The sequence below is a fragment of the Mycoplasma sp. Mirounga ES2805-ORL genome (assembly GCF_017084445.1).
Lineage (GTDB): Bacteria > Bacillota_I > Bacilli_A > Mycoplasmatales > Metamycoplasmataceae > Mycoplasmopsis.
In genome coordinates, this window is sequence record NZ_CP070947.1 from 49848 (window position 1) to 70301 (window position 20454).

Annotated in this window: 10 protein-coding genes; 2 read left to right on the forward strand and 8 right to left on the reverse strand. The window is 26.4% G+C overall.

Features of this window, described 5'->3' with window-relative positions:
• Positions 1–76 precede the first annotated feature (76 nt).
• From JXZ90_RS00225 to hpt, 8 genes are all read right to left on the reverse strand, one after another.
• The gene (locus tag JXZ90_RS00225; RefSeq protein WP_205848397.1) at positions 77–814 is read right to left on the reverse strand and encodes a nitroreductase family protein; all 738 of its coding nucleotides are present in this window, start codon (positions 812–814) and stop codon (positions 77–79) included.
• Positions 815–839: 25 nt separating this feature from the next.
• A complete protein-coding gene (locus tag JXZ90_RS00230) occupies positions 840–2024 on the reverse strand; it encodes a phosphoglycerate kinase (protein WP_205848398.1) in 1185 nt (394 codons plus the stop codon).
• Positions 2025–2046: 22 nt separating this feature from the next.
• Entirely contained in the window at positions 2047–2802 is a 756-nt protein-coding gene (tpiA, locus tag JXZ90_RS00235; RefSeq protein WP_205848399.1) for a triose-phosphate isomerase, read from the reverse strand.
• Entirely contained in the window at positions 2795–4864 is a 2070-nt protein-coding gene (gene ligA / locus JXZ90_RS00240; RefSeq protein ID WP_205848400.1) for an NAD-dependent DNA ligase LigA, read from the reverse strand. Before ligA ends, tpiA begins: the two co-directional genes overlap by 8 nt.
• Before the next feature lie 490 nt (positions 4865–5354).
• Positions 5355–6236 carry an energy-coupling factor transporter transmembrane protein EcfT gene (locus JXZ90_RS00245; protein WP_205848401.1) on the reverse strand — a complete coding sequence of 294 codons (882 nt, stop codon included), beginning with the start codon at positions 6234–6236 and terminating at the stop codon, positions 5355–5357.
• Positions 6236–7156, reverse strand: a complete 921-nt coding sequence (locus tag JXZ90_RS00250) for an energy-coupling factor transporter ATPase (RefSeq protein ID WP_205848402.1) — start codon at positions 7154–7156, stop codon at positions 6236–6238. The genes JXZ90_RS00245 and JXZ90_RS00250 overlap by 1 nt, the downstream gene beginning before the upstream one ends.
• Positions 7147–7944, reverse strand: a complete 798-nt coding sequence (locus tag JXZ90_RS00255) for an energy-coupling factor transporter ATPase (RefSeq protein WP_205848403.1) — start codon at positions 7942–7944, stop codon at positions 7147–7149. The genes JXZ90_RS00250 and JXZ90_RS00255 overlap by 10 nt, the downstream gene beginning before the upstream one ends.
• Positions 7945–7988: 44 nt before the next feature.
• Positions 7989–8540, reverse strand: coding sequence for a hypoxanthine phosphoribosyltransferase (hpt, locus tag JXZ90_RS00260; RefSeq protein ID WP_205848404.1), 552 nt, complete (start codon positions 8538–8540; stop codon positions 7989–7991).
• A 361-nt stretch (positions 8541–8901) separates the two neighbouring features.
• Between hpt and JXZ90_RS00265 the strand changes: the two genes are divergently transcribed.
• Positions 8902–12075, forward strand: coding sequence for a hypothetical protein (locus JXZ90_RS00265; protein ID WP_205848405.1), 3174 nt, complete (start codon positions 8902–8904; stop codon positions 12073–12075).
• Between the two features lie 247 nt (positions 12076–12322).
• Positions 12323–20452 (forward strand): PDxFFG protein, encoded by an 8130-nt coding sequence (locus JXZ90_RS00270; RefSeq protein ID WP_205848406.1) that lies wholly within the window; start codon positions 12323–12325, stop codon positions 20450–20452.
• The last annotated feature ends 2 nt before the right edge of the window (positions 20453–20454 follow it).

A 20454-nucleotide genomic window follows, 5' to 3' on the forward strand; every position in this document is an offset into this window, starting at 1 on the left:
GTTGATTTTTATTATTGTTTAAATTTAATAATAAATAAAAGCGCATCTAGTAACGCGCTTAATTACTTTTAGATTTTTATTTTTTAGTTATTAAATCTATATCTCAAATTTTTTCAACTTCTTCAGTTTGCATTTGATATGATGAAGCAGACTTAATTGTAGCCTTTAAATATGGTCATGCTGGTTTATCAGGATTTAATTTGGCATAATATTTTTCTATTTTGTCTGAATATTCCTTAGCATCTTTTTCCAATTTATCTATTTCATAAACTCCATCAAATACTCGATTAAGTTTTGGTTTTACTTCAGGTTCTTCCTTTTTTGAACCAATTGTAAGACCTATGACTGGAAAGGCTTGACCTTTAATATTTAGGGCACCAATCAATTCTTTAGTCATAGCACGAACTAGTCCTATAAAGCATGTTCCATATCCTAGATTAATAGCCATATCTTGTAACATTGTAGCTTGAATAAATGCATCACCTACACCTACTGTATATGACTCAATAGAGTGATTATTGTATTCAAATTCAGGATATTCTTTCATTGCAAAATTCATTCTATTGTAGTCAGCAAGAAATACAACAAACATGTCGCATGATTCAATTGCTCCAGTATACTTAGATAATGATGCTATTTGTTTAAGTTGTTTTTTATCTCTTATAACAATTGCGCTTGAAGAGTGCCAATTAGATGAAGTAGGAGCTAATTTAATAGCATCAATTAATTTTTTGTAGTCTTCTTTTCTAATAGGTTTGCTAGTATCGTAGTTACGAACACTTGCTCGATTTAAAACACTTTTGTAAAAATCCATTTTTTAATTTCCTTTAAATATTATTTTATTTTTCTTGAATTAATTCTAAACCAGGTAACACAGAACCTTTTAAAAATTCTAATGTTGCTCCTCCACCTGTTGAAATATGTGAAAATAAGTGAGAAATTTTTTCCTTATTAACAGCTGAAGCGGAATCTCCACCACCTATTACTGAATAACAATCTTTTTGCTTTCCAATTGCATGAGCTATTGCAATAGTACCTTGTTTATAGTTTTCAAATTCAATAACACCAAGAGGTCCATTTCAAACTATTGTTTTAGCGTCTTCTAGACTTTTTATAAATAAGTCAACACTTTTAGGTCCTACATCTAATCCTTGATAACCATCTTCAATTTCATTTTCTTGAATAATAGGCTTAGAATCTTCAAATTCTTTTGAGACCTTGAAGTCAATTGGTAATACTATTTTATCTCTATATGTTTCATAGAATTTTTTTGAAAATTCAAGAGATTCAGAGTCTAATAATGAATTTCCTATTTTCTTTCCTTGAGCATTTAGAAAAGTATAAGCCATTCCTCCGCCTATTATTAATTTGTCGACTAATGGTGCAATGTTTTCTAATACTTTAATTTTATCTGTAACTTTTGCACCTCCGATTATTGAAACATAAGGTTTTTTAATATTTTCAACTAAAGGTGATAATGCTTCTAATTCTTTTTTTACTAAAAAACCAATTGCGCTTTCTTTTATATTTGCAGCAATTCCTCTATTTGAAGCATGTGCTCTATGCAAGGTTCCGAATGCATCGTTGATAAAAACATCCGCTAAACTAGCTCAGTACTTTCCTAATTCGGGACTATTTTTGCTTTCTGCTTTGTCATTTAGGTCTTCTCATCTTGTATTTTCAATTATGAGAATTTCTCCTGATTTTAAATTATTGAAAGTATCTTCAACTTGTTTTCCTCTTGTCGCTCTTACGTAATAAACTTTTTTATTTAATAATTTCTCTAATTCTAAATGTACAAGTTCTAATGTTTTTTTAGACTTGTCTTCCTCAGTTTTAATTCTTCCTAGGTGAGAAAGTATCATTAATTTCCCACCTTCATTTACTATGTATTTTATTGTTTCTATTGCTTTTGTAATTCTTGTGTTATCTTGGATAATTCCATTTTCAATTGGTACATTAAAGTCCGCTCTTAGAATAACTTTCTTATCTTTTAAATTTATATCTGTAACTATTTTTTTCATATATTTTTTCCTTCTTTTTACTTTATTTTGTATCTGTCACTTTTCTAATTATATCCATTCAATGATTAATATCTAGTGAAGCCCCACCAACTAAAAAACCATTTATGAATTCTTGCTTATCTAATTGTTCTACGTTTGAACTATTAACACTGCCACCGTAAAGAACTTGTACATTTTGATTTAGTATATTTTTAATGTATTTAGCTATTTCATTGGCATATTCGGCATTAGCGCTCTTGCCTGTGCCAATAGCTCAAATAGGTTCGTATGCAATAACTATTCTTGATAAATCTAAATCTTTGGTAGATTCAATAAGTTGTTTTTTAAGAATATCTTTTGATTTTTTATCCTCATATTCTTTGAGTGAATCTCCAATACAAATAATAGGGGTAATATTGTGTTCTATAAGTTTTTTAGCTTTAGCATTAACTAATTGATTCGATTCGTTTAAATAAGTTCTACGTTCTGAGTGGCCCAGAATTCCAAAATGAACACCAATGTTAGCAAGCATTTTAGCTGAAACCTGCCCTGTAAATGCACCATCTTCATGTTCACTTGAATCTTGTGAACAAGCCATAATTTTTTTAGTTCTATCAAAACCTTTTAGGGCAACTAAATTAATATGTGGAATAGCGATAGCTATATCTATGTTTTCTAATTTATCTCTATTCTTTTTAAATGTAAATTTAAATGCTTTGTTTAGGTTATCAATAAATTCTAAGGTTTCATCAAAATCCTTATTCATTTTTCAGTTACCAATTAATATTTTTTTATTCATTTCCTTCTCCTAGCAATTTTTCAAAATCATCTTCAGTAATTATTTTAACATTTAGAGCTTTAGCTTTTTCTAGTTTTGATCCAGCATTTTCACCTAATATTAAGTAATTTGTATTTTTTGAAATAGATGATGAAACATGGCCACTATTTTTTTCAATTATTTCTACATATCAATCTCTACTATTATTTAGTTTTCCTGTGATAACAAAATTGATATTTTCAAATTTAGTTGATACTAGCAGGTCATTTTTGTTTTTTGAATAATCAAATATAGAATCTAGATATTGCATAAGTTCTATATTGTCTTCTTTATTGAAATATTCAATAACACTCTCTATTATTTTAGGACCTATATTATTTATTAATTCCATGTCTTCAAAATTTTTATTATTAATCATCTCTGAAAATGAAGAATATTTTTTTGCGAATAATTTAGCTGCTCTTTCACCCATGTGTTTAATTCCTAAAGCGAATAAAACTTTATGAAATGGTGCTGTTTTACATCCTTCAATTGAATTTAAAAGATTATTTATTTTTAGATCCGCATATCTCGGTAGTTCTTTAATCTGCTGAATATGGTTTTGAAGTTCAAAAATATCTTGAATTCTAGTAATTAGATTTGCTTTATATAAGTCTTGAACAGTTGTTAAACCCAGTCCAGCTATATTTAATGCTTTTCTGCTTGAAAAATGATAAATAGAATTTATTTTTATTTCATCGCAATTAGGATTCACACAAAATTGATCAACATTGTCCTCTATTTCGACTAAATCATTATAACAAGATGAGCATTTTGTTATTTTTTCAAATGTTCCTTCTGAATTTTTAGAAACTAGTTCCAGAACTTTTGGGATTATTTCACCCGCTTTGACAATTTTGACTTCATCTCCAATATTTAAATTTAGTGATTTTATGAAATTATAGTTATGAAGTGTTGCGTTTTGAACAATAGTTTGATTTAGTTCAACAGGTTCTAAATTTGCAATGTATGTTACCTTGCCTGTTCTTCCTATTGAGGTTTTAATATTTTTAATTATGCTATAAGCAACTTCAACATCATATTTAAAAGCTATTGAGTGTTTAGGAAATTTTGCAGTTTTCCCTAATTTTTTTCAATATTTTAAGTTGTTTAACTTAATAACTAAACCATCTGCGTCGTATTCAAGATTATTTTTTATTTCTGAAAAGTTTTCTATTTCTTCTTCAAGTTGCTCTACTTCAATTATTTTTCCAAAAGATTTATTTATGGGTAGACCCAATGATTCAATAAATTTTAGTGCTTCATCTTGAAAATGTATATTGTGTTTTTCAGGCTGAACAAGTTCGTAAAGAAATGCTTGTAGGTTTCTTTCTTCAACAACATCAGAATCAAGTTGCCTTAATGTTCCACTTGCCGCATTTCTTGGATTTGCGAATAACTTCAATAATTTTTTATGTTTTTTAGGATCATCAATTTTCGCATTATTAAATAAGATTTCCTTATTTTTTTGCTGAATTTCATCATTTATTTTTTCAAATGATTGTTTAGGTAGAAATACTTCTCCGCGGATTTCTATTTTATCTTTATAATTGATATTTTGAGGCACTGTTTTTATTTTTTTAACATTAGTCGTGACATCCTCGCCTTCAATACCATCTCCTCTAGTTACGGCTCTAACTAGAATTCCATTATCATAATGCAATGATATTGATAATCCATCAATTTTAGGCTCAATGCTGAAGTTAATATCTTCAATAGGAACATTTTTATTTATATTATCAATAAATTTTGCAACTTCGTCATAGTGGTAGGCTTTACTTAAAGATAGCATTGGCTGTTCGTGTCTAAATTTTTGAGTATTTAGATTACTGTTATTACTTTTAGAACCCACTTTTTTTGTTGGTGAATTCGATAAAACTAACTCAGGATATTCATTTTCTAATTTTTCTAATTTATAGTAGTTTTTGTCATATTCTAAGTCTGAAACAGAAGGATTATTTTCAATGAAGTATTCTTCATCTCATTTATTTATAAGATCAACAAGTCTTTTAATTTCGTCTTTTATTTCTTTATTTTTTTCCATTTTTTTAATCCTTTAATAATATTATCAATTTTACAGAAAAACAGGCCATTACAAGCCTGTTTTTTTATATTATTTATTATTTTTGTGTTTGGGAAAGTAAAATGAATATTTTATTATTTTGTTTATAACCATTTTATTTAATAGTAAGCAATAAGAAAGGAGGTTTGCCTATAAAAAGTGCACAAATAAATGTTAAAACTATGTAAATAATTTAAAATACCAAGAAATTTTCTTTTTTATGTTATTAGGAAAACGAACAATAATCAAAAATAAACACTAATTTTTATATATAACCTATTTTTTGCAACTGAATTTTTGAATTAAATTCAATTGCTATTAAATTATATGCCTATAAATTTTTAAATATATTATTTTAAAAAAATATATTTTTAAAGTTATTAAATAAGCAAAAAAATTTCCATTTTTTGAAATATATATTTTTAGTTTAATTTAAGTTGTTGAGATTCTTGAAGTATATTAATTTTGAAATCTAGAAAATGTAATGAGCTATTGTATATCATCTAGGTAGGAAGTCTACGTGTATGCTTGTTGCTACAAAGATAATTAATCCTATCACAAATAAAGTAATCACATAGTCTTGTCATTTAAAAATTAAGTGACGATATCTCGTTCTTTTTTGGTATGGATCATATCCTCTTGTTTCCATCGCATTAGCTAAATCTTCTGCTTTTGCAAATGAAGTAACAAATAATGGAATTATTAGGGTAGTAAAACTTTTAGCTTTATCTTTTAGTTTACCATTTTTAAAGTCAATACCTCTACTTGCTTGAGCCTTCATAATTCTTTTAGCCTCATCTAATAGAGTGGGTATGAATCTTAAAGAAATTGAAATAATCATTGCTATTATATGAGTTGGAACAAAAAGAAATTTTAATGGGAATAATAAATCCTCAATAGCTTTAGTTAATAGAATAGGTTTAGTTGTAATAACAAATAAACTAGTTGCAATTATCATTACATAAACTCTTAATACTATTCCAAGAGTTGTCGCAAATACTTCATATGTTATAGCATATTTATTTTCACCGATGGTTCCTAAATATAATCAAACATGATGAATGGGGTTGCTAGGTCATAATTCATTTGGTAGAGGCATTGTGTAAATATTTATAAAAAATATCAATATACCTAGAAATAATGGAAGCTTAAGTAGTTTTAGAACAGGAACAAAACTTTTAGTTGCAATAATATAACCAATCATTATTGGAATTAATAATATTCCCAAGGTGATAAAGTAATCTGTTGCAAAGGTTAATGTTATATAAATAATTGAGACAGATAATTTAAGTCTTGGATCTAATTTATGAATAAAAGTCGAATTAGAAATATATGAACCTACTGGAGAACTCATTACTTACCCCCTTTTTGCTTTTTAGATTGATTTAAAAAATTAGCCAATTCATCAATAGATTTAACTTGAGGTATTTTTAACCCTTTCTTCTCAAGCTTTGAAATAAAGTTTAATAGTTTAGGTGGCTCCATTGAATTAGAGGTTAAGAAATCAACATCTTTTAAAACTTTATAAGTTTCGTCATCACGAATAATTTCGCCTTTTTTAAATACAATAACTCTTTTTGTTTCCTCTAAAACATTGTCAAGGTCATGAGTGACAATTATTATTGTTTTACCTTCATTGTTTAGTTTTCTAAAAATATCTAATATTTCTCTAACTCCTACTGGGTCTAGGCCAGCAGTTGGTTCATCAGCTATTAATACATCTGGTTCCATTGCTAAAATTCCAGCCAAGGCTACACGCCTTTTTTGCCCGCCAGATAAGCCAAATGGACTTTTTCTTAAATAAGTTTCATCAAGTCCCACTAATTCTAAATATTTTTTTGCTCTTGTCTTAGCTTCATCTATCTTTACTCCAAAACTCTTAGGACCAAAACAAATATCTTTCTCAATAGTTTCTTCAAATAGTTGATATTCTGCGAATTGAAATACAATACCTATTCTTTTTCTAATATCTTTTGCTTTCTTAACTTTTTTTCTTCTTGAAGGTTTTACGGAAAAAGTTTCAATAACTTTTTCTTTTTTCTTAGTTTTCTTATTGTATTTTTCATCCTCATAGACTCATTCTACAACTCCTTTATCAGGAAGTAAAAGAGCATTTAAATGTTCAATAAACGTTGTTTTTCCTGACCCGGTTTGTCCTATTATTCCAACATATTCACCTTGTTTAATAGTTGCACTAGCACTATCAACAGCTTTCATTTCATTTGGAGTTTTTCGATTGAAAATATGAGTTAATTCTTTTATATTTATTTGCATAATTGATCAATTAACTCCTTTTCATCATATGTCGGTTGAATACCTTTAATTTTTTCACTAAGTTTATATACAAATGGTGAATCTATTTTCGCTAAGTCAATAATTTTTTTATTTTTAAGTATTTCTTTTGGAGATCCTTGAGCAACTATTTTACCTTTTGAAAATACAAGTAAATAGTCCGCAAGAACAGCTTCATCCATATCGTGAGTTATTGAAATTAAAGTTTTTTTACGTTCTTGTTGGATTTCACGAATAATTTTTAAAACTTGAGTTTTACCTGCGGGATCAAGCATTGATGTAACTTCATCAAAAATGATAATTTCTGGATTCAAAGCTAAAACACTAGCAATTGCTACTCTTTGTTTTTGCCCCCCACTTAATACTTGAGGTTCCCTTGTTAGATATTCTTTCATACCAACTGATTCAGCTAATTTGTCAATAATTGGTTTCATTTCTTTTCTTGGCAATTCTTGGTTTTCTAGTCCAAAAGCTATATCATCTTCAACACTGGCTCCAATAAATTGGTTGTCTGGATTTTGAAAGATAATTCCTATTTTTTTTCTTATTTCTCTAAGAGTGCTTTTTGATATAACAGTTCCATTTATTTCTATTGAGCCTGAATATGGTTTATATAGAGCGACAAGAAGTTTACTAAATGTACTTTTTCCAGAACCATTATGTCCTAATATTGCAACGTATTTTCCATCTGGTATTTCAAAATTAATTCCATCAATTGCATTAATGGAAGCTCCCGGATACTTAAAATATAAATCTTTAACTTTAATCATAGATTTAATTATATATAGAAGTCATATTATTCTAGTTCAATATTTTATAAATATTTTTTATCAAAAACTCCAATGTATGGAAGGTTTCTTAATTTTTCTTGATAATCTAAGCCAAATCCTACTAGAAATTCATTTGGTGCTATAAAACCATATTTATCTACATCTAAATCAACTTTTCTTGTAACTGGTTTATTTAAAAGAGCAAGTATTTTGACAGAATTTGGGTTTCTTTTTAAAAACATTTTTTTGATTTTATCTAAAGTTATTCCTGAGTCAACAATGTCTTCAACTATTAGAACATCTTTATTTTCTATAGAACCAAAAGGATCTAAAACAATTTTAACTTGACCTGAACTTTTATCTGCACCTGCATAACTTGATGCTGAAACAAAATCTAGTTCATGTTCAACATTAACATGTTTAATTAATTCGGCCAAGAAAGGGACACTTCCTTTTAAAAGTCCAACAAGAACTAAATTATTAGTATTTTTATATGTTGTGTTAACCCAATTAGCTAATTCAATGATTTTTTGTTTAATTTCTTGTTCAGTAAAAACTATTTTTTTAATTTTTTTATTAATGTTATTTTCTGTCATAATCACGTTTCACTCCCACACTAATATTTGATTAATTATAAAAGAATTTTTCTTTTATTAAATGTTTTATAAATTGAATTTAATTTTTTGGACATATGTGAATAAGAAATACATATTTTTTGTGTTATTTTAATTTGAGATTTTTTATATTTCAAAAATACAATTTTTGCAACTTTCATAAAAAAAATTGGTTAAAATTATGATTTTTTCTATCTTTTGTATAATTAATTAATATTTATTAATCAAAGTAATTTATACTAATTAGTATTTAATTATTAATCATATTATTAAAACAAGTTAGTATTTTTAATTTCTTAGTAAATATATTTCAAGAAATATTTTATATTTCAAAAGGAGAAAAATGCGTTTTAAAAAAACAATACTAATTTTATCCTCAGGAATAACCACATTACCTGTTGTAATTTCTGCTTCATGCAACAATAACAATAATAGTAGTGAAAAAACACCTGAACAAGATAAAAATATTAAATCAAATATATTGAATCAAAAGATATCTGAGTTTGAAAAATATGTTGAAACATTTAGAGAAATTGATGATGAAAACATCAATACTCTTTGCTTAGCTGCTTCAAAAAACATTGAAAAATTCAAAAGTAAGTCAGTTGCTGGAACATTGACAGAAAAAGATATAGAAACAGAGTTTAATAAATTTAAAAAGGATGCTATTAACGCTTGCGTATCTAACAATGTTAAATTAGATGAAACTAATCAAAAATTAGAAAACCTTGTAAAAGAAATTAAAGAGTTATCAGATAAATATTTAGGTGAAAAAGTTAAAACTAATTCTGATAGGGCTGTTGATTTTCTAAAGGTAGTTTCTACTTTTATAACTAATGACTTAGTTAATGCAATGAAAACTCAAGCGCCAAAAAAATATGCTGAACAATTAAGTTTAATTAACAAAATAGAAATCGGAATTAAAGACACAATAAAAAGTTTTGAAAATACACCAGAAACATTTGAACATTTTTTTGACTACGAAAATTCAATTCTTTTTACAATAAGAAGATCTAACTTATTATTAGAATTTTTCGATGATTCTTCAAACCCCATTGTAGTTCCAACAGAAAAAAATGAGTACATGGACAAACTTTTTGACTGAAGAATTAATGATTTACAAAGAGCAATTGACGAAACAAATAGCAAATCAGATTTTAGTGGTAAAAGTGAAATTATAAATACTTTAACTGTCGCTAAAGAAAAGTATGTTGAAGCTAAGAATAAATCATTATTATTTGTTCACCAATTAGTAAACTTTGCAAGACTAGAAAAAGAAGGTGGAATAATTTGAACCGTTCTAAATCCAAATTCTAGATGACAACACGGTTTTCTAAATAATCTTCAATTAGGAAAGACATTTACTGTGTCTAATTTTCCTGTTTTCAAAAAGATAACAGATACCAAATTTTTAGATGAAATTAGAAATAAAATAGTTGCTGTTTTAACTAATTTAGATAATTTTAATAAATTAGAAGGTGTTCATTATTTAAATTCACTTTACTTTCAAAAAACTAGAGATTTATTTGAGGAAAATGCTAAATATTTGAAGACATTACTTTCTAACGACTATATAGCATATATAGGTTTTGACCATAAAAAAGAATTAGATGCTTATATAACTAAACTTGAATCACTATACAATGAAATAGTTTCAAAAGTAATTAATGTTAAATCTAATGAGATTAAAGAAAAAATGGATAAAGAAGTAAATGATGGATTAGAAAACAACGGAACAAATAACTTAAGAAAATTCTTTAATGATAATATAGCAACTCAAGATCACAACGACAATGAAAAAGATAAATATTTCTATTTCTATAATAATTACAATTCTAAACTTAATACAGTTAAACTTATGCCAACAGATTCATTCAACAAATCATTTGATAGATATGTTCAATATAAGTTAATAGACGAAGAAATACGAACAACTTATGAACTTTTAGAATTATGAAAACTTTTAGATGAAGATCCCGCTTCTGGCGAATTAAATAAATTATTAAATCCAGATAAGAGTGCAGAAAAATATACAAAGCAAATTAAACAAAAAGAAGATCAAAATGTTGAGTTTAAGAAAATTATTGAAGACGCTAAATTACTAATAGATTCTTCATTTGATAAATATTCTGGTTCATCAGATGAAGAAATAAAAACTTGGATTACTCAAATGTTAAATAAATCGAATGAAATGCACAAAACTTTTGCAGATAAGTTCAAGGATAAAAAAGATGATGAAGGAGAGTGACTTACTATATTTGGTGATGAGCCAAGAGAGATAATAATAAAAGCGGAAAAGGAATATAATGATCTTGTTAAATCCATTTCTCAAACAATGGCTTCAGAATCTTCAGCTAAACTAAATGAAAATGTTGAATCAATTGAATCTAAATTTAGTACAATTAAATATTTATTTGTTACTCCGAAAAAATTATCAATTTTTGGTGAATTACACAGTCAATTTGAAAGTTATGATTTTGAAAGTGATGATTATCCAAAACAGTTAGAATTCATAGAGGCTAAAAAAGAAGAATTAAAAAATATAATAGGTGATTTGCCTTATAAAAACGCAATTGAAAAGTCTGTTTTAAAGGCAGATTTGTTAAATAAGCAAACCTTAATAAAACAATATATTAAAGATATAAATGAGAAAAAAGGAAACCTTTTCTATTGAATAAAGGAATATAAAGGGTTTAAAACTTTCGAAAAAGTATTTACTGACTTAGAGTCTTTAATAGATGCTGCGGTTACTACGGTTGATTCAGATGATTTGCAAACTTTAAATGAAAAAATGAAGAATATTTGCGAAAAAGCAAGTGAATTTAAAAAATCATTTGGTACTAGAGATGATTTAAAAAATAAGCCTGTTTTATCTGGTGTCGAATCATTAATAAGTGAAAATGATTCTAATATTGAATCATTTAAAAGAAAAATTGAAAAAATTAAAAAATTAGCCCTTGTTGCTCCTGGTCAAGAAATTTATGCATTAATTAGATTTATGGAAAAGGATTTTCTTGACTTTAGTAAGATAATGATTAATGATAGTAGCAAAGATGAGTATTTAATCAAGATTATAAAACTAGAATTTGAAAAAATAAAGAAAGAAGCTCACTTTAGAGATATTATTGATTTTACCCCATCAACAGACAGTTTTGATTTAGATGAAAATAATAAGAAATACACACACAAAACATTCTATGAAGAATTTAGAAAACTTGAAGATGATTATGCTAAATCTCTATTAAAATTCCTTAAAGCAAAAGAAAACAATTCTTCAAATTTAACTTCAATTAAAGAAGAATTAAAAATTACTAGAGAAGCTTTCTATAATTTTTTAAACAAGAAAAAAGAAAACGGAATTACAAACTTTTCAAATAAATATATTGAGTTTTCTGCCGCAAATTATGACATAACTGGATATCCACATTATACACCTTATGATTTAGCAAATTCATATGCTAAGGCAAAAGCAATCATAGATGTAATGACTTGATTACATGAAGAGTATTTAAAATAAGAACGATAATTAAAAAAATGGTGAAGCACTTAAGTGCTTCCTTTTTTTTGATTTAAATGTTTCGGGGACATATATATTTATATGATAAAATAAAATATGTTTACTTATATTAATACGTATAGATATATATATGATATTAGATAGTAAGATAAATGATATTTATTCAAATTATTATAAATATAAAAGTAATAGTTTATGTGAAGTAATGATAATATTCTTTATTTAGCATATTACAATTGGAGAAAAAATGAGTAAGAAGAAATTTAACTGAAGAACAATGGTATGACCAAAATATGCAATTTCAACTGGTGTAATTTTAGCGGCAACAACTGCAACAATGGTTGCGTTAAAAATATCATCAAGTAATCCTAGCGAAGCTAATAATAAGGTCTTTTTAAGTAATCAGTTTGTTGATGTTGAAAAAGATGCAAAACTTTCTTTTGTTAATAGTAACAAAGAGGACATTGCAAAATTTGATGTAACTAAAGGTGAAAATGGATCAGTTATTATTAACGGTCAATATAAAGACGTAAATGAATACTTGTTGGATTACTATTACAATAATCAATCAATGCCATTCTTAAAAATTAGTTATGGTCCTTTTGTGTTCTACAATGAATATGTTGAAGCTGTTAGTGCTAAAGATTTTTATATTTTTACTCAATGATTTATGAAAAATATTTCTTGAGGACCAGAAACTATAACACTTAAGTCATTCTCAATTGTTAAGGGTGTTGAAATGAATGGTAACAATATTACACTTGGTGCGCACTCAAACAAAGAAAAGGAATACACAACAATTAAATTTTATCCAGATGCCTTTTTTGGTTCGCTTCCAATGCACAGTATTTTAGCTGGACAAGGTAATGCCAATGATTCGCTACTTTATAAAGTTAATAAGAAATTACTTTCTTCAGATGAATTAAAGCATTTCTTAAAAAATGTTATTAGATATAATTCTTTAGCTAATGTTTCAAAGAAGACAATTTCTGAACAATCATTTAGAACCATAAATGATAAGCGTTCATTAATTAATAAGAAAGTATGAGTTTTAAAAAGCAATTTAAATAATAAAATTAGTGAAGAAGCAATAGATGATCTTGAAAAATTAAGATTATCCGTAAAAAGTGATTACTTCATGATTCTTAATGGAAATTCAGAAAGTGAAGCTAGAAAAAATCTAAAAGAACTTATTAAAAAATACAATAAAACAGATAAATATCAAATATTACAAAATCTAGAAAATGCTCCAATTGAACAAAAAACAATAACTAATATATCATTTGAAACAATCCAAAATCCCGAAATCACATACAGATTTAAGGAAAAATATTTAAAAATAATTTTTAACGATGGTACATCATATTCATTATTCAATTCTCTAGAAGAGTCGATGATTTTTAATGATAAAAATGAATGAATAAAAAATAGTGAAATTGAAACAATTGAAAAAGGTTACACTAATGCAAAAAATAGAATTGTTGAATTAGTTAATATTTTAAAAAGAATTGTTAGCGACCACATTGAAAACAATTCGGATTTAACAAATAATTTGAAGACTGAATATAAAGAAGCTCTTGCTAAGATAAGAAAAGATGAAGAATATGACAAGTTGTTAAGACCATTAAATGCAAAATATACTGACTTTAAACCTGAGTATGAAGAAGAAATTATAAAAGGCAAAAAACAAATTAAAGAATTTCAAAAGGAAATTGAAGAACTTAACAAAAGTATTACTACTTTAGATACTAAAATAAAAGAAATTGAATCTAAAATTACTTCTTCATCGAATTCGGCAGAAATCGAAAATTGAGAAAAAGAACTAGTTCAGATTAGAAAAGAAAAAAACGATTCACTTATAAGAATTAAGAACAAAGAAAGTATTATTCAAAATAATGAAAGAATTATCAAAAAAATTGAAGATCTAAAATTAAGTGATGATGAATCTAATAAAATACGTAAACAAATACTAGAAATTTCTAAAGCTAAAGTTGAATTGAAAGTTCAAGATGCAAAAGATGTTTTAGATAGAGTACATAAAAGAATGGGATTATCTGAACAAGTAGCAAATTCTTTAGAAAGAATTAATTTTATTTTGTTTCAAATTCAAACTGACAGCACTGTAAAAGATCTTTCAAAAAGCATTGCCGCAACAAATAATGAAACTATTAATGAAATCAAAGCAAAAAAAGCTTCTAAATTAAATGAAATATTTAATACTTGAAACAATGAAATTGAATATCTTAACAAAATATTTAATGGCTACAATTTTGTTAAAATGGGAAATAATAAAGTTAATTTAACTTACTATACAAATGATTTAGGTTTTTTACCAAATCAAATTATTTCTCTAGAATCTCTTACCAATATTGAAGCTAATTCACAAATAAACTGAAGAGATTATGCAAATCTTGATGGTTTTGTGCGTTCTTTATATGATGAAGTGTTAAAAGAATTTTATATTTATGTAGGTGATACAGACAAATCGATATTATCTCATCAACTTAAAAATATATCTTATGAAGGCGTTGAAATTAATAAAGACGTTAAAACAAGTGTTGAAGATTTATGTAAAGAATTAAAGAGTTTTAAAACTTCAAATCATGATAAATTTAATGAAATATTTAAAGATATTTTAATTTTTTCAAATATTAATTCAAATAATTCAAATTTAGAACAAGTTAGCGATAATTTTAATAATTTTATTGTTGATCCAAAAAGTTCAAAATACGATTACTTCTATAAATTAATTGCATTCTACCAAAAATATAGTGGTAAATTTGCTAATGATTCTATTGTTAAAGAAGCTAACAACCAAATTGATCTTTTAGACAAAAATTCAAATAGCGAATTAAATAAAGCTAAAAATAATTTGAATACTTCTTTAGCTTCAACTAACTATAAAGTTTTATTAGAAAAATTAAATAACATAATAAATAGCCTTAAAAATAGTACAGAAGAATATAAAAATAATTCAATTAATTATGTTAAATTAATGTCAATTCAAGCATACATTAATTACAAAGAAGAAAACTCATCAGACAAAAAGAACAAAGAATTTTTCTATAACGATCTAGTTACAGTAATTCCTGAATTAAATAAATTTAAGTCACTTTTTGATGATGCATTTGACAACATCGAAAACACAACTAAAGAACTAGGTCTTAAATTAATTGAATATAAACAAGATGTTGTTGAAAAACTTAAAGAAGCTAAAGATTTATATTTAAAATTAGTTCCTATTTTAGAATCTCATAAAGACTTATCTAATAAATACGCGGCTTTATTGGAACAAAGTTTTAATAATTATGCTTTAACTTCATTTGACAAAGTTGATAAGACTAGAATAAATGATAAAGATGTTAAAAACAAATTGAATCAATTGACAAATGAAGTAATTTCAAACATTGCTAAAGCTAAAGTAAAAGCTTCAAATAATGAAAAATTAGTCTTAGAATATATGGCAAAATTAGTTAATGTTGAAGAATTTGTAACTCAAATTGCTAATAAATATTCAATTGATGAGATTGAAAAATACATAAATGCATACTATAGAGTAATGACAAATAAAATAGCATTAAATTACAATGATAAATATCAAGAAAATACTAATGATCAAAAAATAAAATGAGTAGCTAGATTATTTACTCCACTTGTTGTTTATCAACTAGAAGAAGCAAAAAAAGTAAATGCAGATATTTATAAGAATCAAAAATTGGTTGAAGAAATAAAATCTCAAATTGCAAATACAAGTGATCTAACTCTTAAAAATAAATTACAATCTAAGTTATACAAAGTTAAAGGTCTGATTAAATATCAACAAGAACAATTTGATAAATTAAAATTAAAGGATTACAAAAGTTTCATTGATGATCAAAAAATTAAATCATTGTGAAATAGAAAAGACTTTGATTTTGATTTAGATAGATACTCTGGTAACGGTGCCCCATTATCATTAGTTGATTCAATTAATAGCTATAATCTTAGTTTGGCTAACTATATAAATTTAAGAAATGAATTATTAGGAAGAATTACATATTTTAAAGCAGAAGTTGATTTATTTATGGAATCCGCTTTCGCTCTTGCTAACTTCAGTAATTTTGAAAGCGTTTATAGAGACGGTCTTAAAAACACAGCTAAATTGATTAAAGAGCTAAGATTAAAAGAACTCGCGGAGAAAGAAACATTTAAAAATCTTTACAATGAGAATGATTTAGGCATTGAATTAAATAATAACAATTTAATTATTGCTCGTTCAAAGGTTGAATTATTGGAAATATTAACTAATAAAGGAATTCTTACTAAAGATGTTAAGAATTTGGACCAATTTGAAAAAGACAATATAAGAAAAGTTAGATTAGACTCAATTACTAAAAATGGCAAAAAATTAGTAATTACTTTTGATAATGCTTTATCAAGCAATGACAATATAATAACAAATAAAGTATTTTGAAGATTTAATTTAGATGCTAATGTTGAAAATAAACGTGGTGATTCTAGATTAACATCAATGATAGATTTATTCAAAACAATTGGTTATAAAAAACTTACGCAACCTACATTAATTAAAGAAGAAGGAACAAGAGAAATTAAAGATGAAAATGGAAAAGCTTCTCTTGAAAATTCATATAGTATTTATGCTGAATCATATTCAGATTTAACACAAACATTAATGGATAAGGTTCCTTGAGCAGCTGAATGGTTAACTGGTGAACATTTAGTTAAAAAATTGAATGATCAAGGTGTATTTGAATATTCAATTGAAAATGGAAGATATCTTGGATTCAATTCTGATAGTAGAGTTGGTTTATGAGCAATTCTTGCTATGAGTGATCCGAACTTCAAAGGTATTTCGATTGATTTCTTAAAATTTGTAGCGGCCCACGAGTATGGCCACCATATGACTTTAAACGGTGCGACAGAATTAGGCGATAAAGGCAAAAAACCAGTCTATGTTAGTGCCTTAGTTCCTGGAGCAACTCCTCATATTGCTAACTTTTATTCAAAAGAGGTTTTTGATTTATATTTAAAAGCTAGAACTCACTTAGACTTAGCAACCGGAACATTATTGAAAGAAAAAAATGTTGTTAAAACTGATGAAAATGGTGAGTATTCAATTTTTAAATTAGCACGTAAAGATGCGGAAGGCAATATTGTTTTTGATGAAGAAAGTTTAGAAAAAATGGAAGATATCTGAGGCTTTAAAGAAGGCGAAGATAATCTGGCTGAAGCATTAAAAAACAAAAAGCGTAGATTTTTACAAGATTATCAAGGTCTTCTAGAAGCAACTATTGCGCGTCGTAAGGCAAATAATTTAAGTACAAAAGAGGATGAAAAATGACTTCAAATTTTTGATATTTGAATGATGAACTCATTAGATCAAAATTCAGGTACATTAAGCCCTTCATTTATAAGTAATGCAGAACATCCAGCAAAATATATGATTTATAATGAATCAACAAAAGAATATGAATTTAAACCAGCTTCAATTGAAATGCTTAAAGGTATTCTAAAAGATGGTTTAGGTAAACCGGTAGAATTCGAAACTATTAATGGTCAATTACTTCCTAAAATTGTTGAATGAGAAAAAGATTCATCTGGCAATAGAATAAATAAAATCAAGAAAATTTGTTTATATAACAAAAATGGAACACCATATATTAATGTTCCTATTGGAATTGATTTTGATGATCCAAATTCTGGATATTATGATGTAACTACTGATGCTAATGGTAAGAAGGTGAATAATACAGTTAAATTTATTGAAGATAAAATCCGTAATGCTGTTAACGTTATTAAATCGTTGATTGTAGAACAATTTGTAATAACTGGTTGAAACTCAAGTACAACAAATTTAACAACCGATCCTAAAGTTGATGTAGCCTTTCCTTTACTAGATAATATTTTTGGAACTATTAATACAAACTATAGTGCCGTAATGAAAAATTCATATTTAGATTATGTTAAGGCTCGTGACTTTGAAAACGGAACAATCAAGAAAGAATCTAACGGTAAAGAACCATTAGCTAAGTTTTACAATAATGATGGTACTGTTGGAACTGGTGCTCCTGATGTTTTACAAGAAGATTTCTTTGTAAAACCAAATTCAAGTAAATTAATTGATGTTATTGCAGCAATGTATACTGGAAATGGTAAGAATTTAACCTTAAGTTCTGGAGGTTCACAAGTATTTTATTTTGATAAAGATCATCAATATTTACCTAATGTTATGCTCGATGAAGCCTTCACCGAAGTTTTCTTTGCTAGTGGATATCCAAAATCTGCAATAGATGAACTTGGAATGAAACCATTGTTGAAATGAATAGCGCCATACATTAAGGAAATAATTGGTAATGATATTCAAAAAAGTACATGATTAACCATTGACGAAGATAACAATGTTTTAGGACAACACCATCAATATGAATCATTACCCGCCATTTATAATTTGAAAAAAATGAAATTAAATTCACGTTTTGTTGCTAAGTCAACAACTCAATCATTATTTGATTCATTCTATACAATTAACGATTCAGGTAAAAAACTTTATGGTCTGGATGTTGAGTTTAGTGATGCTAAAAAATGATTAGAATTTTCTTCAATAGATACAACAAGAGCTAAATTAGATAGAGATACTTTAATTGTTAACTGGGATATAGACTATGTTAAATCTCATTTTGATTTAGAAGTATTTTGACAAGGATTAAAAGACGCTATTGAAAGTGATAAGAATTTAACAAAATCGCAACTAGTTGAATACAAACAACTTGTTAATAGTCGTGATAAGCAAGCTCTAGCTAATGAAATTATGAAGAGATTCTCTTCTTCTAAGATTGCTCTATTTGTCAAAGATATTTCATTAGGCGAAATAAAAAACAAAATAGATTCAGACTATGAAAATAGATTAAGATATGCATGAATATTTGATAAACAAGTCGGATATGGATTATTTAAAACTGAAGATATTGATGTTGCGATTGAAACTAGAGATTTAAATAAATGAGACATTAGTATAAAAGACATGTTCAAAGCATTTAGTGAATTTGCTACAGCTAATTCATTAGATTTAAATCAATTAACATTATTTGATCAAATGATTTTAGATAATAAAACACAAATGTATTCATCTCAATTAGCTCATAATATTTTGATGAATAAATTATCGATGAAGGATATATTAGCTTCATTTGTTAAAGGGATCTTTAAAAAAGCTAAACCAACTGATGATGTTGTTGCATATTTTGCATCAAAGACTGAACGTAAGTACAACCAATTTTTCTCAGATTATACATTTTGTTTTGCTGAGGTAATTAACCGTGATAATTTACAAATTACATATTCTCCTTCAAATACTGAATTTAGTAATTTACCAAAATACCTAAGTGGTATTAATGAATCTAATACAGGTTTAGAATATGTTGTTGATGGTACAACAACTGGTAAGTGAAATGATTATTTAATAGACTTTGGAGATCAAGGAACTAAAAACTCGGTTAAAGATTCAATTAAGGATTATGAATTGGTTATTGATAAAGAAAATGAATTAAGAAGCAAAAAATTAAATATGAAGCATTACAACAATATGTGATTAATTGACTCAAACTATTCTGATGATAGAGTTAGAAGAAGCTCTTACTTTGGTGAGTTCCAATCAATTAATAATGGATGATTTAAAGATAGATGATACCGTGATATTATCAATTTCAAACTTTATGATGATAAAGGTAAAGATATTGAAGATAACACAATTCGAATTAAAGATTTAAAAGGCAATAAAGTAAATCATAGAGCAAAAGCTTTTTGACAATACTATATTCAAAGTCAAGGTATTGGAAAACGTAATATTTCTAATATATGACGTGATTCTGATAAAGACGCTGTTGCCATGTTTGGCTACCTATCTAGTGATGTTGCTAATAAAGCTGAATGATTAGTGTTCGAAGATATTGAAACAGGCGAAAAACGTTCCTTAAAAATTCATAAGGAATTTACAAATAATATGTTCTACTATAAATTCCAAAATCCTAAAAATGAATCAACATGAAAAGATAGTGATGCCCGTCACTATATAAGTGATGAAGAGTATGACTATTCTGATACAAATGGTCATCATGCTGGTAAAGGTTTTATTTCATGAGTTTCAGATTATGGAATTATGTCAAGATATAAAAATAAAGTATTAACTCCAGGGCATAAATATTTAGTTTATTTCTCAAATAAAGAAAATGGAAACCAAACATTGAAAATAGACTTGGGTACTAATGAAAGTATTTCCGAAAATGGAAAAACTTGATCACAAGCCCCAACAGCAATTTATAAAGATAAAGATGGAAAAATAATAATGAGAGTTAATGACCAATTTAACGGAATTATTTAGAA